The organism is Corynebacterium renale (assembly GCF_002563965.1).
GTDB lineage: Bacteria > Actinomycetota > Actinomycetes > Mycobacteriales > Mycobacteriaceae > Corynebacterium > Corynebacterium renale.
Genome location: NZ_PDJF01000001.1, coordinates 1,886,117 through 1,901,981 on the forward strand (window position 1 = coordinate 1,886,117; position 15,865 = coordinate 1,901,981).

At 54.7% G+C, this 15,865-nt stretch carries 15 protein-coding genes; 10 read left to right on the plus strand and 5 right to left on the minus strand.

Going from position 1 to position 15,865, the window contains the following annotated elements:
• Positions 1-206 precede the first annotated feature (206 nt).
• The 8 genes from ATK06_RS08815 (at position 207) to ATK06_RS08850 (ending at position 8,177) form a co-directional block, all read left to right on the plus strand.
• Positions 207-884, plus strand: coding sequence for a helix-turn-helix transcriptional regulator (locus tag ATK06_RS08815; RefSeq protein WP_048381648.1), 678 nt, complete (start codon positions 207-209; stop codon positions 882-884).
• A gap of 23 nt (positions 885-907) precedes the next feature.
• Positions 908-2,359, plus strand: a complete 1,452-nt coding sequence (gene sufB / locus ATK06_RS08820; protein ID WP_048381650.1) for a Fe-S cluster assembly protein SufB — start codon at positions 908-910, stop codon at positions 2,357-2,359.
• Positions 2,359-3,531 (plus strand): Fe-S cluster assembly protein SufD, encoded by a 1,173-nt coding sequence (gene sufD, locus ATK06_RS08825; protein ID WP_098389207.1) that lies wholly within the window; start codon positions 2,359-2,361, stop codon positions 3,529-3,531. The genes sufB and sufD overlap by 1 nt, the downstream gene beginning before the upstream one ends.
• Before the next feature lie 32 nt (positions 3,532-3,563).
• Complete coding sequence (gene sufC / locus ATK06_RS08830; RefSeq protein ID WP_048381654.1) at positions 3,564-4,319, plus strand: Fe-S cluster assembly ATPase SufC; 756 nt, start codon at positions 3,564-3,566, stop codon at positions 4,317-4,319.
• Positions 4,319-5,584 (plus strand): cysteine desulfurase, encoded by a 1,266-nt coding sequence (locus tag ATK06_RS08835; protein WP_048381656.1) that lies wholly within the window; start codon positions 4,319-4,321, stop codon positions 5,582-5,584. Before sufC ends, ATK06_RS08835 begins: the two co-directional genes overlap by 1 nt.
• The gene (sufU, locus tag ATK06_RS08840) at positions 5,584-6,030 is read left to right on the plus strand and encodes a Fe-S cluster assembly sulfur transfer protein SufU (RefSeq protein WP_048381657.1); all 447 of its coding nucleotides are present in this window, start codon (positions 5,584-5,586) and stop codon (positions 6,028-6,030) included. The genes ATK06_RS08835 and sufU overlap by 1 nt, the downstream gene beginning before the upstream one ends.
• A 3-nt stretch (positions 6,031-6,033) precedes the next feature.
• Positions 6,034-6,435: a metal-sulfur cluster assembly factor gene (locus ATK06_RS08845; protein ID WP_048381659.1), complete on the plus strand. Its 402-nt coding sequence runs from the start codon at positions 6,034-6,036 to the stop codon at positions 6,433-6,435.
• Positions 6,436-6,545: 110 nt separating this feature from the next.
• Positions 6,546-8,177 carry an ABC-F family ATP-binding cassette domain-containing protein gene (locus ATK06_RS08850; protein ID WP_098389208.1) on the plus strand — a complete coding sequence of 544 codons (1,632 nt, stop codon included), beginning with the start codon at positions 6,546-6,548 and terminating at the stop codon, positions 8,175-8,177.
• 120 nt (positions 8,178-8,297) lie between these two features.
• Here the strand turns inward: ATK06_RS08850 and ATK06_RS08855 are convergent, their stop codons facing one another.
• Both ATK06_RS08855 and ATK06_RS08860 read right to left on the minus strand, forming a co-directional pair.
• Positions 8,298-9,662, minus strand: a complete 1,365-nt coding sequence (locus ATK06_RS08855) for a PFL family protein (protein WP_048381664.1) — start codon at positions 9,660-9,662, stop codon at positions 8,298-8,300.
• A gap of 8 nt (positions 9,663-9,670) precedes the next feature.
• Positions 9,671-9,937, minus strand: a complete 267-nt coding sequence (locus tag ATK06_RS08860; protein ID WP_048381666.1) for an ACT domain-containing protein — start codon at positions 9,935-9,937, stop codon at positions 9,671-9,673.
• A 53-nt stretch (positions 9,938-9,990) separates the two neighbouring features.
• Between ATK06_RS08860 and ATK06_RS08865 the strand changes: the two genes are divergently transcribed.
• Complete coding sequence (locus tag ATK06_RS08865; RefSeq protein ID WP_048381668.1) at positions 9,991-10,671, plus strand: NAD(P)H-binding protein; 681 nt, start codon at positions 9,991-9,993, stop codon at positions 10,669-10,671.
• Here ATK06_RS08865 and ATK06_RS08870 read toward each other — a convergent pair.
• From ATK06_RS08870 to can, 3 genes are all read right to left on the minus strand, one after another.
• Positions 10,668-11,393, minus strand: a complete 726-nt coding sequence (locus ATK06_RS08870; RefSeq protein WP_048381671.1) for a glutamine amidotransferase — start codon at positions 11,391-11,393, stop codon at positions 10,668-10,670. The two genes, ATK06_RS08865 and ATK06_RS08870, sit on opposite strands and share 4 nt — an antisense overlap.
• 57 nt (positions 11,394-11,450) lie before the next feature.
• The gene (locus ATK06_RS08875; protein ID WP_048381673.1) at positions 11,451-12,014 is read right to left on the minus strand and encodes a TetR/AcrR family transcriptional regulator; all 564 of its coding nucleotides are present in this window, start codon (positions 12,012-12,014) and stop codon (positions 11,451-11,453) included.
• Between the two features lie 184 nt (positions 12,015-12,198).
• Positions 12,199-15,018: an aconitate hydratase gene (gene can / locus ATK06_RS08880; protein WP_211282019.1), complete on the minus strand. Its 2,820-nt coding sequence runs from the start codon at positions 15,016-15,018 to the stop codon at positions 12,199-12,201.
• A gap of 254 nt (positions 15,019-15,272) precedes the next feature.
• On the opposite strand from can, the gene ATK06_RS08885 reads away from it, so the two are divergent.
• Entirely contained in the window at positions 15,273-15,761 is a 489-nt protein-coding gene (locus ATK06_RS08885) for an Rv1476 family membrane protein (protein ID WP_098389209.1), read from the plus strand.
• Positions 15,762-15,865 lie beyond the last annotated feature (104 nt).

The window sequence follows — 15,865 nt, forward strand, 5'->3', positions numbered from 1 at the left end:
ACAGGACGGGGAGGGTAGCTGAGCTCCCTAAAATTTAATAGGAAAAACGACGCCTTCTCTTTCCGTTTTGCAGATTTTGCGAATAAAACCCGGCAAAGGCCGAGGTCCAGGCAAGTTAGGGCACCTTTGCTTGGCATTGCTGAAACAATTTAGGTAACACTAGTGTTGTCTAATAGTAGACGCTTTGAGCAAGAGGAGGTGACACGATGAGTAAGAAGGTTGAATCGCGATCGACCAGTTCAGTGGATGGCGACACACGCCGCAATATCATGCGTGCGCTCCTTACAGATGGCCCAATTACCGCCGGTGATTTAGGCGACAAGTTGGGCTTATCTGCTGCTGGAGTTCGTCGACATTTGGACATTCTGATTGATGAAGGTCTGGCGCAGACACAGGTGCCTAAACCACGGCGCGGTATGCGGTCGCGCGGGCGTCCGGCAAAAGTATTCACACTGACGGATTCTGGCAGGGAGCACTTCGGCCACGCGTACGACAGCGTGGCAATGCTGGCATTGGCCGCTTTGAAGGAATCTGGAGGCCGTGAAGCCGTCTTGGAGCTCGCCCGAAACAGGATGGAGAACATAATCCATGGGGTAGGGCACGCAGATGACACTGCTGAATCGGTTGCCGAAACAGCAGAAGAACTTGCTCACGCATTTGACGAGCACGGTTATGCTGCCACGGTCAAAAAAGCGCCAGGTGGCGTTCAAATCTGCCAACACCACTGCCCGGTATCTCATTTGGTAGAGGAATTCCCTGAACTGTGCGAGGCCGAACATGAAGTCATTGCAGAGCTAACCGGACTACATGTACAACCGTTGGCTTCCATCGCAGATGGCCATGGTGTATGTACGACAAACATTCCAATTAACCCAAAGTTTTAACAGTTTTAGGAAAGGAGCGGTTCATGACCCAGGCAACCCAGAACCCTGGCATCGAATCCGCATCGCGCAGCGATGACGAGATTATCGATGAGATGACCGGTGCTTACAACTACGGTTGGCACGACTCAGACGAAGCCGGCGAGAAAGCTAAGCGTGGCCTCGATGAAGATGTCGTCCGCGAGATTTCGCGTCTCAAGAATGAACCAGAATGGATGCTGGAGCAGCGTCTGAAGGCCTACCGCATCTTCGAAAAGAAGCCCATCCCAACATGGGGTCCTGACTTGTCAGGCATTGAGTTCGACAAGATTAAGTACTTCGTTCGTTCTACCGAGCAGCAGGCAACCTCGTGGGATGACCTCCCAGAAGATATTAAAAATACCTACGATAAGTTGGGTATCCCTGAGGCTGAAAAGCAGCGTTTGGTCGCAGGTGTCGCAGCTCAGTATGAGTCTGAGGTGGTCTATCACCAGATTCGTGAAGATCTGGAAGAGCAAGGTGTTATCTTTGTCGACACCGATACTGCAGTCCGTGAATACCCTGAGCTGTTCCGCGAGTACTTCGGCACCGTAGTTCCAGCTGGTGACAATAAGTTCTCCGCGCTGAACGCGGCCGTATGGTCCGGCGGCTCCTTCATCTACGTCCCTAAGGGCGTTCACGTAGAGATTCCTCTGCAGGCCTACTTCCGCATCAATACGGAAAACATGGGCCAGTTCGAACGCACGCTTATCGTCGTGGATGAGGACGCGTACGTACACTACGTCGAGGGCTGCACGGCCCCTATTTACAAGTCCGACTCCCTGCACGCAGCGGTCGTTGAAATCATCGTGAAAAAGGGTGCACGCTGCCGTTACACAACGATTCAGAACTGGTCTACCAACGTCTACAACCTGGTTACCCAGCGCGCACGCGCTGAAGAGGGCGCAACCATGGAATGGATCGATGGCAACATCGGTTCTAAGACCAACATGAAGTACCCAGCAGTCTGGATGACCGGACCGCACGCTAAGGGTGAAGTCCTCTCCGCTCAGTTCTCTGGCGAAGGCCAGTTCCAAGACACTGGTGCAAAGCTGGTGCACATGGCGCCTTACACTTCGTCGAACGTTGTCTCCAAGTCGGTTTCGCGAAACGGTGGACGCTCGGCTTACCGTGGTCTGATCGAGATTCACGCAAACGCGCATCACTCAACAGCTAACGTCGAGTGCGACGCGCTGCTCGTCGACAACATTTCGCGTACGGATACGTATCCATACAACGACATCCGCAACGATCACGTCACCTTGGGTCACGAGGCAACAGTGTCCCAGGTTTCCGAAGACCAGCTGTTCTATCTGATGAGCCGTGGCATGAGTGAGGAAGAAGCAATGGGCATGATCGTTCGTGGCTTCGTGGAGCCCATTGCGAAGGAACTGCCGATGGAATACGCACTCGAGCTGAACCGCCTCATTGAGCTGCAAATGGAAGGATCTGTGGGCTAATGTCCGAAATGGTTAAAAACGGCACTCCGCACAACACCAAGGGTGACGTCTTCACATCTTTCAACGTAGACGATTTTGACGTTCCTCAAGGTCGCGACGAGATTTGGCGTTTCATCGCACTGCGTAATATTCGAGGTCTGCACAACGGCAACTTCCCGGAGCAGGTTGACAGCTCGATTACCGTTGACGTGCCAGAGAACGCAGGAGACACTGTTTCGGTAGACGTCATCTCCAAAGATGATGAGCGTGCAACCTACGCAGGTGCTCCAGCTGACCGTGTAGCGGCCCAGGCTTGGACTTCCATGAAGGATGTCACGTACGTCAACGTCGCACAAGACTCGGTTGTCGAAGGCGTCATCTCCGTTCACATTGAAGGCCAGGGCGCAGAGTCCACCGCTTTCGGTGCAGTGGTCATTGAACTTGAGGCGCACGCAGAGGCTACCGTCGTGATCAATTACACCGGTTCAGCCACCTACGCTGACAACATTCACTTCATCGTTCGTGATGGTGCGAAGCTCAACGTTGTTACCGACGCTGACTGGAACAATGACACCGTGCACCTGTCCAACCACCAGGCAGTTATCGGTCGAGACGCTCATTTGCATCACACCGTCGCGACCTTCGGTGGCCAGATTGTGCGTATCGTTCCTCGCGTTCGTTACGAGGCACCAGGCGGCAACGTCGAGATGCTCGGTGTGTACTTCGCTGATGACGGTCAGTACTTTGAAAACCGCCTTCTCGTTGATCACTCCGCGCCTAACTGCAAGTCCAACGTTCTGTACAAGGGCGCTCTGCAGGGAAACCCTGAGACCAAGACTGAGGCCCGTACCTGCTGGGTTGGTGACGTTCTGATCCGCAATACCGCGCGCAATACCCAGACCTACGAAGCAAACCGTAACTTGGTACTCAGCGAAGGCGCTCGCGCAGATTCTATTCCGAATCTGGAAATTGAAACCGGCGAAATCCCGGGCGCTGGTCACGCTGCTACCGTTGGCCGTTTCGATGACATGCACGTTTTCTACCTCATGAGCCGCGGTATTCCTGAGGCAGAAGCTCGTCGTTTGATCATTCACGGTTTCTTTACTGAGGTCATTAATCAGATTCCTGTGGAAGAAATCCGAAACGAATTCGAAGCACGCGTTGGAGCTGAGCTCGAATCCGTCGTTGTCTAAAACCCGCCAATCTCGACGAAAGTGAAATAACTATGTCAACTCTGGAAATCAAGAATCTTCACGCGCAGGTCCTTCCATCCGAGGAAGGCGCTGAGCCAAAGCCAATCCTCAAGGGCGTGAACCTGACCATCAACTCTGGTGAAACCCACGCAATCATGGGACCAAATGGCTCCGGCAAGTCCACCCTCGCATACGCCCTGGCTGGTCACCCACGTTACGAAATCACCGAAGGTGAGGTGCTTCTCGACGGCGAGAACATCCTGGACCTCGAAGTAGATGAGCGTGCGCAGGCTGGTCTGTTCCTGGCAATGCAGTACCCAACCGAGGTTCCAGGTGTGTCCATGTCGAACTTCTTGCGCTCTGCCGTGACTGCTGTCCGCGGTGAGGCACCGAAGCTTCGTGACTGGGTCAAGGAGCTTGGTGAAGCACGTGAGCACCTCAAGATTGATAAGGCGTTTATTGAGCGCTCCGTGAACGAAGGGTTCTCCGGCGGCGAAAAGAAGCGCCACGAAGTTCTCCAGCTCGATCTGCTGAAGCCAAAGTTCGCCATCATGGACGAGACCGACTCCGGTCTAGACGTCGACGCCCTGCGCGTCGTGTCGGAGGGCATCAACTCCTACCAGGCAGAGACCAATGGTGGCATCGTCATGATTACCCACTACAAGCGCATCCTGGAGTATGTGAAGCCAGACTTCGTGCACGTATTTGCTCACGGCCAGATCGTCAAGTCTGGTGACGCAAGCCTTGCAGAGCAGCTGGATGCAGAAGGGTACGAGCAGTTCATCTAATGAGTAGCTACCTCAACGCCGACGGAACACTTAATACCGACGCCATCCGCGCGGAGTTCCCGATTTTTTCTCGGACCGTGCGTGGCGACCGGCCCTTGGTGTACTTGGACTCCGGTGCAACTTCGCAACGCCCAGAAAAAGTCTGGCGTGCTGAGGAGCACTTTGTTCTGCACACTAATGCGCCAGTACACCGCGGCGCATACCAACTTGCCGAAGAAGCAACGGATGCTTACGAATCTGCGCGAGCTAACATTGCGCGGTTCGTGGGCGCCGATGACGAAGAAATCGCGTTCACCAAGAACGCAACTGAAGCGCTGAACCTCATCGCGTACGTATTGGGCGACGATCGCGCCGGAGAGATGCAGGTCAAGGCTGGTGACACTGTTGTCGTAACTGAACTGGAACACCACGCCAATCTGGTTCCTTGGCAGGAGCTTTGCCGACGCACAGGTGCAACGCTGAAGTGGTACAGCTTAACCGACGACGGGCGCATCGATCTTGATTCGCTTGAGCTCGATGACACCGTCAAAGTGGTCGCGTTTACCCACCAGTCCAACGTAACGGGCGCAATCTCTGACGTCCCGGAAATAGTCCGCCGTGCGAAAGCTGTCGGAGCTATGACAGTCTTGGACGCATGCCAGTCCGTGCCACATATGCCTGTCAATTTCCACGAACTGGACGTAGATTTCTCTGCGTTCTCGGGGCACAAGATGCTTGGGCCAAGCGGTGTCGGCGCCGTTTACGGGAAGAAAAAGCGTTTGGAAGCCCTGCCTCCATTTCTCACGGGCGGTTCAATGATTGAGATCGTCAAGATGGACAGTTCTACGTATGCGCCACCGCCGCAGCGTTTTGAAGCAGGAACACAGATGACCAGCCAAGTAGTTGGACTCGGTGCAGCTGTGGATTTCCTCAGCGAGGTAGGCATGCACGCTATCCACGCTCACGAGCAGAAGCTCACTGCGTACGCTTTAGATAAATTGCAGGGGATTTCAGGGCTGACCATCCTCGGTCCGACAACCGCGACTCATCGTGGTGGAGCAGTGTCCTTTACCGTTGACGGCATTCACCCCCACGACTTGGGGCAGGTTCTCGATGGGCACGGCGTGTCCGTCCGAGTGGGCCATCATTGTGCTTGGCCGCTTCACCGTTGCATGGAAATGCAATCGAGCGCCCGTGCAAGTTTCTACTTGTACAACACACTCGAAGAAATTGACGAGCTTGTTGCAGCTATTGTTGAAGCAAAGAAATTCTTTGGAGTGAAATAATGAGCGATTTAGAAGCGATGTACCAAGAGGTCATTCTTGACCACTACAAAAACCCCGAGCATGCCGGGCTTCGCGAGCCTTATCAGGCTGAAGTCCACCACGTAAATCCTTCCTGCGGAGATGAACTTACTCTGCGAGTACAGCTCTCAGAGGACGGCACCGTGGTAGAAGACGTGTCGTACGAAGCAGAAGGTTGTTCGATCAGCCAAGCTTCAACATCGGTTATGACTGAAGAGGTAATTGGCCAACCGCTGAAAGTAGCGATGGAAAAACTCGGCGCTTTTGAAGAAATGGTGACTTCTAAAGGTCAGAAGCAAGGCGATGTCGCTGTCATCGGCGATGGCATTGCTTTTGCTGGAGTGTCTAAATTTCCTGCGCGAGTCAAATGCGCACTGTTAGGCTGGAAAGCTTTTGAAGCAGCCGCAAGCGAAGCACTGGAGGAGTAAACCATGACAAACCCTACTGATTCGTCGAGTTCTTTTGAGAAGTACGATCCAGAGGCACGCCCACCGCAGTCCGAGCAGGACGAAAAAGATGCCTCCGATGCGCTCGAGTACATGCATGACGTCATCGATCCTGAACTGGGCATCAATGTTGTTGATCTCGGGCTTGTCTATGATGTTTGGATCGAACACATCGATGGCATTAAACGCGTTGTAATCAACATGACTCTGACGACGCCAGCGTGCCCGCTGACAGACGTCCTCGAAGAACAAACCCAGGTTGCGATTGTCAACAATGGGGTTGCTGATGAAGTGGTCGTCAATTGGGTCTGGATGCCACCATGGGGCCCTCATATGATCACCGAGGAAGGCCGCGAACAGTTGCGCGCCCTGGGCTTTGCGGTCTAAAACCTCACCCGGTCAATGAAAAGGACGGACTGGCAGGACTTGCTCCTGCCAGTCTTTCTTGTTTCACCCTCCACAGCACAAGGAATTCCCAACCGCTAGGATACAAAAACGTGATTGTTACTAAAGATATGGAAGTCCGCGTTGGCGCTCGAACTCTGCTCACCGCTCCTGGGGAGCAATTGCGCGTCCAACCTGGCGACCGTATTGGACTCGTCGGCCGCAATGGTGCTGGCAAAACCACCACTATGCGGATCCTGGCAGGGGAGACCGAGCCATACCAAGGGGCTGTCGTACGTTCTGGAGAAATCGGTTACCTGCCCCAGGATTCCCGGGAGGGCAATATCGAGCAGACGGCCCGGGATCGTGTGTTGTCGGCCCGAGGCCTGGACAAGATTCGCATCAAGATGGAAAAACAGCGTGAGGTCATTGAGAACAGTCTCGATGAGACCAAGCGCGATAAAGCAATCCAGCAATACTCCAAGCTGGAAGAACGCTATCATTCACTCGGTGGTTACGAAGCAGACGCGGAGTGCGCCCAGATTTGCGACAATCTTGGTCTACCACAGCGAATTCTGGATCAACCGTTGAAGACACTCAGTGGTGGTCAGCGCCGGCGCGTCGAGCTGGCCCAGATCCTCTTTGCCGCAACCGCGGGGTCGGGTAAGTCGAATACCACTCTGCTTCTCGACGAACCGACAAACCACTTAGACGCCGACTCTATTACGTGGCTGCGCGGCTTCTTAGCCAAACACGAGGGTGGCCTCATCATGATTTCTCACGACGTCGATTTGCTAGACGCCGTGTGCAATAAAGTGTGGTTCCTTGATGCCGTCCGTGCTGAGGCCGATATTTACAACATGGGCTTCGCAAAATATAAAACGGCCCGTGCGCAGGATGAACAACGTCGCCGTCGTGAACGCGCAAACGCAGAGAAGAAAGCTTCGGCGCTTCAGGAGAAGGCTGAAAAATTTGGTGCCAAAGCTACGAAGGCGCGAGCCGCGAAGCAAATGGCTGCGCGTGCGGAACGCATGCTCGGAGAACTCGACGACGTCCGCGTGGCCGACAAAGTAGCGCACATCAGCTTCCCGGAACCGGCGCCATGCGGAAAGACGCCTTTGTTTGCCAAAGGTTTAACCAAGATGTACGGGTCATTGGAAGTTTTTGCCGGCGTGGATTTAGCTATCGATAAAGGCTCTCGTGTGGTCATTTTAGGTTTCAACGGCGCTGGTAAAACAACCTTGCTTAAACTCCTTGCCGGGGTCGAGCGCACGGACGGGGAGGGCGGTATTGTCACTGGCCACGGACTGAGAATTGGCTACTTTGCCCAGGAGCACGACACAATCGATCCGCAAGCAACTGTGTGGGAAAATACGATTGCTGCGTGCCCCGACGCTGACGAGCAAGATTTACGTGGCCTTCTTGGCGCCTTTATGTTCTCCGGTGACAAATTAGAGCAGCCTGCCGGGACTTTGTCCGGTGGTGAAAAGACGCGCTTGTCATTGGCCACGTTAGTGTCTTCGCGGGCCAACGTGCTTCTGCTCGATGAGCCGACAAACAACCTCGACCCACAATCACGTGAGCAGGTGCTTGATGCGTTGCGTACCTACACTGGCGCGGTAGTATTGGTCACCCACGACCCTGGAGCTGTGCGAGCTTTGGAGCCTGAGCGCGTCATTGTCCTGCCTGATGGGGTAGAGGACCTTTGGAGCGATGACTACATGGAAATTGTAGAGCTGGCATAGCAAACCCGACGGCCCCGCGGCATTTGCGCTGCCCTGGTTCATGTACGCGGACACGCATCGTGGGGTAGTCGTCGTGAAGCGATACCCACGACACGTGTCGCACGCCATTACATCCCCGGCCTAATTACGGAAGCCATGAACGGGGGCAGGAATAAAGCCACCTCGGTTAATGAATTCGCTCGATGCCACAGTGTTCACGGGAATGACAGGAGCGTAGCCGAGGAGCCCGCCGAAGTTCACCTCGTCACCAGGTTTCGTACCCGGTACTGGGATAACGCGCACTGCAGTGGTCTTATGATTCATCATGCCGATCGCGGATTCGTCAGCAATCATGCCAGCAATAGTCTCAGCGCTAGTGTCACCGGGGATTGCAATCATATCCAGGCCTACCGAGCAAATAGACGTCATGGCCTCAAGCTTGTCGATAGATATCGCGCCGGTACGCACGGCATCAATCATGCCCTTGTCCTCTGAGACTGGGATGAAGGAACCCGACAGACCACCCACGCGCGAACATGCCATCATTCCGCCCTTTTTCACTGCATCGTTGAGCAGCGCCAGCGCAGCGGTTGTTCCGTGCGTGCCCACCTGATCCAAGCCCATGTGCTCTAGGATGTGGGCCACTGAATCGCCGAGCTCCGCAGTCGGCGCCAAGGAGAGATCAACGATGCCAAAAGGAACGCCCAAGCGTTCCGCGGCCATTGATCCGACCAGTTGGCCGGTACGCGTGATTTTGAATGCTGCCTTTTTGATTTCTTCGGCGACCTGGTCCAGCGTGGCGCCTTCTAGGGACCCAAGGGCTCGGTCGACAACCCCGGGGCCAGAGACCCCGACTGATACGACACAGTCGGGTTCTTCCACACCATGGTATGCGCCAGCCATAAATGGATTATCGCCGACAGAATTGCAGAAAACGACGAGCTTCGCGCACGCGATTGCAGAGGCATCTTTTGTGCGCTCAGCGGCATCCTTGATGACATGTCCCAAGGTACGCACAGCGTTCATGTTGATACCCGCGCGTGAAGAACCGACGTTGACCGAACCACACACGAGGGATGTTTCGGAAAGCGCCTCTGGGAGAGAAGCGATCAACGCTTCATCAGCGTCTGTTGCACCTTTAGCTACAAGGGCAGAGTATCCGCCGATAAAGTTAACGCCTAGCTCCCGCGCCGCTTTATCCAGGGCTCGCGCGATATCTGCAGGGTTGCCGGGTACACCACTAGCGACAAGAGCGATGGGGGTCACCGCAATACGTTTGTTTACGATGGGGATTCCAAGCTCGGCTTCGATACCTTCGCACGTCTCCACTAACCGTGCTGCTTGGGTGGTCACGCGGTCGTATACCGCGGCACACGTCTCCTCCATAGTGGAGCGAGTGCACTGGAGCAGAGAAATGCCCATGGTGACCGTGCGAATATCGAGGCGATACTTTTCAATCATCTCGATTGTGTCGAGAACGGATCCAGGATTAAAACGTAGGCTCATTGCTATCCCTAAATCTCGTTGACCGCGCTGAAGAGTTCTTCAGATTGTAGACGAATAGTCAAGGACTGGTCTTCTTCTACTTTTTCCATTGCCTGGTGCACACCGGTGATGGTGCTTTCTTCGGGGAGTTCAACGCGGAGGATCATGGTGAACCACTCGTCCATGAGGGTTTGCGACACGTCTAAGATATTGACGTCCAACTTTGCCAGAGCCGTTGTTACAGCTGCGATGATCCCCGTGTGGTCTTTACCTGTGACCGTCATGATTGCATACATGCCACAGCATCCTACCGGTCCACCACTGCGGGAATTGAGTAAGGTGGTTGACTATGACTACGGCTAAGAAAGTTCTCATCATCGGCGGCCACGGCAAGGTCGCGCGCCTACTTACTCCTTTACTTATCGACGCTGGCCACAACGTAACCAGCGTGATTAGGCAAGAAGACCAGGTAGACCACATTCAGGAGCTCGGTGCGCAACCGCTCGTTCAAGATATTACGGCGCTCAACGCTGTGAAATGGAATGCACTTCTGGCAGCATACGACGTAATTGTGTGGTCTGCTGGCGCCGGCGGACGTGGCGATGCTACGACAACACGCGCGGTCGATCGCGATGCCGCGTGGTCGATGATCGATTCGCTCAATAGGCTTGACGACCGTCCAGAGAAAGCACCGACCTTGCTGCTCGTTTCCTTTACCGGTTCACTGAACAATCCGTGGGATAAAAATGACCCCATGTACGCCTACGGCTTGGCGAAGCAGGAAGTCGATCGCCGTCTGAACGCAGGCGTGAAATTCCCGTTCGTGGTAGTAGCACCGGGTGAACTCACCGATGAGGATAACTCGGGCATCAAGCGCGTCGACGATATCGCCTCCGCAGCCGAACCAACCCCACGCCAAGCGGTAGCCGCGGTATTAGCTGAATTAGTAGGACGCGCCGATATTCCCGAGCATGGGGCACGGGTTGCGATTGCCGGAGGCGACGCTCCGGCTTCCGAAATCAGCTTTTAATTAGCCTCTTTTTCGCGACTTAGCGCGACAAAATTCCGCATAAGCTGCCGTGGCCCAGAGGTGTCATAGCTCGGTAGGGCGGCCACAATTGCTTCGAATTCGGAATCATCGAAATAACCATATCCACGGAAGAAGCTCATTCGCTTCTCCATCGCTTGGGCGTCCATTTCCGCGTGGAATTGGCATGCCCAAACATGGTCGCCATAACGGACCGTCTGGATAGGGCACGTTGGTCCCGTTGCTAACAGAACTGCACTATCAGGAAGCTCGGTCACATTTTCGGTATGGCCAGTTAACGCGGTAAAGGTTGGTTTCACACCTCGAAATATTCGGTCTTCGAGGCCTTCTCGTGTCAGACGTACTTCGGTTGGCCCGGAGTCCTCAGGGTGCGAATGCCCGGTCGCGCCACCCTGTGACATAGCAAGGCTTGACATTCCGTAACACAACATTAGGACGGGTACAGGTGAATCAATCAGCGACCCCAACTGCTGATCAACGTGTTTATGCCACTCTGAATGCTCAGCGTCCGTAGTGTTGAGGGGCGAACCGCCCACAAAAACTCCTGCGTAGTCACTCAGATCCGGAAGATAGTCTTCAGGCGATTCGATTAGCATCATCTGGACGTCGGAAAGCGATAATCCAGTGGCACGGAGGAAATCATGGAGCTCCACCTCAGCCAGGGGACTACGTTGACGCGGTGACACTAAAAGGAAAGGACGCATGACTGGTCATTGTACAACGCCAGCGACGCGTCCTTAAAGTGCGGATCTGCAGTGGGGCTAGTGTCCGCGGACGGAAGCCTCAACCATGTCCAGCATTTCTTCAAAGTTGTCGGTTGATAAGCCGGCCGCAACTCGGCTGATCAATCCGTCCATGATTGTCTCCAGGTAGGTGAGCAGAACGTCCAGGGGGACGTCATCGCGCATACGTTGTGCGTCCGCGTTAGATTGCAGGCGCTTACGCAATGCGTCGTCCAAAACCTGCTGATGTTCCAGCCACTTATTGCGGAACGCAGGATCGGTGCGCAGCATTCGCGTAATCTCCAAGCGTGTAGCTAGCCACTCATGACGCTCGGGATTACGCAAAATGTCACGCATAACCTGGACGAGACCGTTTTCAGAGACTACGTCAGCTTCATTTTCGGCATCCTCCCGAGCAATTGCGAGGAAGAGTGTCTGTTTATCGCCATAGTGGTGGAAAATAGCACCGCGAGACTTGCCGGTGGCTTGCTCTAAACGCCGCACCGTGGCGCCTTCATACCCGTGTTCAGCAAAGCACTTACGTGCGCCCTCGAGGATATCGTGCCTACGGCGCGATAGCTCTTCTTCACTCACTACTGGCATCTAGTTACACACCTTTCTTACACAGACAATGAAGCCTACGTCACTACAAACAAAACGAACATAGTTTAACAGAGGGGCGTATTTGGGAAATATACGCCGATGAGGTACCACCCCGGCACTCGGTGTGGCACCTCATCATAAGGCCCAAACTTTTAGGAAGCCACGAATGGCATCCTAGCAGGCACTACTTTTCAGTCTTTGCCATCTGGCGGAGGACGTACTGCAGAATACCACCATGGCGGTAGTATTCGGCCTCGCCCGGTGTGTCAATACGGACGACGGCGTCAAATTCAACCTTGGAGCCATCTTCTTTTTCCGCGGTGACATGAACGGTACTTGGAATCTTGTCCTCGTTCAGCTCGGTGATTCCTTCAATAGTGAAGGTCTCGGTGCCGTCCAAACCTAGCGAATCACGGGTCTCACCAGCAGGGAATTGCAGCGGCATAACGCCCATACCGATCAGGTTAGAACGGTGAATACGCTCGAACGATTCCACGATAACAGCTCGAACACCCAGAAGGTTGGTGCCCTTCGCTGCCCAGTCACGGGAGGAGCCAGAACCGTATTCCTTACCACCGAGGACAACCAGCGGGATGCCCTTTTCGCGGTAGTTCATCGCGGCGTCGTAAATATACGCCTGCGGCGCGCCTTCCTGGGTGAAGTCGCGGGTGTAGCCGCCTTGCTCATCTACTAGTTCGTTGCGCAGACGGATATTCGCGAACGTTCCGCGAACCATTACCTCGTGGTTACCGCGACGGGAGCCCAGGGAGTTGTAATCCTTGCGCTCAACGCCGTGGGAATCCAGGTACTGCGCGGCAGGCGTGCCGGGTTTAATTGCGGAAGCAGGGGAGATGTGGTCGGTCGTGACTGAGTCGCCCAGCTTCGCGAGCACGCGTGCACCCTTGATATCTTCAACTGGATCCGGCTCAACTGGCATGCCGTCGAAGTAAGGCGCCTTACGAATGTAGGTAGAATCCTCATCCCATTCGAAGGTCTTGCCCTCGGGGACATCCAGCTTCTGCCACTGCTCGTCACCCTTGAAGACGTCAGCGTAGTCGTCAACGTACATTTCACGGGAAATCGTGGAGTTGATCGTGTCTTCGATTTCCTCGGTGGACGGCCAGATGTCACGCAGGAATACATCGTTGCCTTCTTGGTCCTGTCCAAGTGGCTGCGTTTCGAAATCGAAGTCCATCGTCCCAGCAATTGCGTATGCAATGACCAGGATTGGGGACGCCAGGTAGTTCATCTTGACGTCAGGGGAGATACGTCCCTCGAAGTTACGGTTACCAGACAGAACTGCAGTGGCAGTCAAATCATTGTCGTTGATGGCCTCAGACACTTCATCAGGCAACGGGCCCGAGTTGCCAATGCACGAGGTGCAACCAAAGCCGGAGAGGTAGAAGCCTAGAGCTTCCAGGTCCTTCCACAGGTCGGCGCGGGTGTAGTAGCCGTCCACAACCTGTGAGCCAGGGGCACAAATGGTCTTAACCCATGGCTTTGAACGCAGGCCCTTTTCGGCAGCCTTACGGGCAATCAGACCAGCACCGACCATAACCGATGGGTTAGAGGTGTTGGTGCAAGAAGTAATGGATGCGATTGCAACCATGCCGTGGTCCAGCTCATATTCGCCACCGAGACCAGCTTGCACGGTGACCGGCTTGGACGGACGTCCCTTAGCACCGGCCGCGGCGGACTCTCCGTTACCAGGTCCGGAGGCGTTGTAGTTTGCGGCCTCGCGTGCCGGCGGTTCTACAATCTTGCCCTCGGCACCCATGCGGGTACCAGCAGCGGAGTCGTCCTGGCAAACCTCGTCGTTGGTGAAGTCCTTAAGCTGCTCGCGGAAGGTCTCCTTTGCCTCGCTCAGCAGGATACGGTCCTGCGGACGCTTAGGGCCCGCAATGGAAGGCACGACAGTAGAAAGATCCAGCTCAAGATATTCGGAATACTCAGCTTCCGGAGCATCCTGCTCGAGCCACATTCCCTGTGCCTTGGCATACGCTTCGACGCGGGCAATGTGCTCTTCGGATCGACCAGTCAGCTCGAGGTACTTGATGGTCTCCTCGTCGATCGGGAAGATCGCACAGGTAGAACCGAACTCGGGGGACATGTTGCCGATAGTTGCACGGTTTGCCAGTGGCACCGACTTCACACCGTTACCGTAGAATTCGACGAACTTCTGAACGACACCATGTTCACGGAGCATTTCGGTGATCGTCAAGACAACGTCGGTAGCGGTCACGCCTACGGGGATTTCGCCGGTGAGCTTGAAGCCAACCACCTTTGGAATCAGCATGGAGACAGGTTGGCCAAGCATCGCTGCCTCTGCCTCAATACCGCCAACACCCCAGCCAAGAATGCCAAGACCGTTTTCCATGGTCGTGTGGGAGTCAGTACCAATACAAGTATCTGGGTAGGCCACGCCATCATTGTCAAAAACGACGCGAGACAGGTACTCGATGTTGACCTGGTGAACGATACCGGTGCCCGGAGGTACTACGCGGAAGTTGGAGAAGTTCTCCGCGCCCCAGCGCAGGAACTGGTAACGCTCTTCGTTGCGCTCGTATTCAATGGCAACATTGCGCTCCAAAGCTTCTGGGCCGCCGAAAGCCTCAACGATCACGGAGTGGTCAATAACCATTTCTGCAGGGTTAAGTGGGTTGACCTGGTCGGGATCTCCGCCGAGTTTGGAAATGGCCTCGCGCATAGTTGCAAGGTCGACCACACACGGAACACCGGTAAAGTCCTGCATGAGCACGCGTGCCGGGGTGAACTGAATCTCCGTTGAAGGCTCAGCCTTCGGGTCCCAGTTCGTCAAAGCTTCGATGTGTTCGGTCGTAACATTCTTGCCGTCTTCGGTGCGGAGAAGGTTCTCACCAAGAACCTTGAGCGAATACGGTAACTTTTCCATGCCTTCGACGGCGTCAAGTGCGAAGTAAGTGTATTCCTTATCTCCGACTTTTAGTGAGCGCTGTGCGTCAAAGGAGTTCTTGCTTTCAGCCATGTGGAGCTCCATTCTCAACAGGTCAAGGGTGCGTTAACGAGATAGCGGCGCCGAGGTCCACGGTAAAATTCGTGCCCTGACACCAACCACGGACTCGTACCACTATTCTAGCTAGTGGGCCGAAAATAACCCGTGAATACAGACAACCTTAACAGTACAAACGTCCTATTGCAGAATTACCCCCTTTGGGATTTGACTGTAGGGGTAGCCGAACCAAAAATGAGTCCGAAAGTATAAGGAAGAGTGAAAGCGTGATGGGAATTCCCGCTAACGTGGATATCGAGAGCCTCAAAGCGCAGCTCTCTGCCGGCAACGCGGCGTTTGAACCGGCTACCAGCACAGTTTTGGACCATGCGACACTGGAGGACGCACTCCTTCACGCCAACTCGCTGGCCGCCGAGGACGGTGGCACAGTGGCAGTCGCATTCCTCGATAGCACCCCCACCCAGCTCGCCGACCTTCGCGACATCGCCCAAGACCTCCAACTTTCTACTACCCACGACACGGTCATCATCCAAGCGCCGGGCGGGGTAGGCGCTGCCAGTGACACCCTCACGAGAGCGCAGATTGAAATCGGGGAACACGCACTGATTTCATCGGTTCCCGAAAGGGGTCCCGCCTCCTTTATTGAAGCCGCCCAATCCGCGGAATCAATCATTCCTTGGGGACTATTGGTTGCAGTTGCCACTGCCGCAGTACTTGCCGTCCTGGGCGCAACCTTGACCCGAACATTGCGACAGTAACTACCTCAGACGTCGCCTACTTTTAAAAAACAACACGCAGTCAAGGCCGGATAGTGACAGATATCACTATCCGGCCTTTTTCATTGAATTAGTGCAGCATAAAC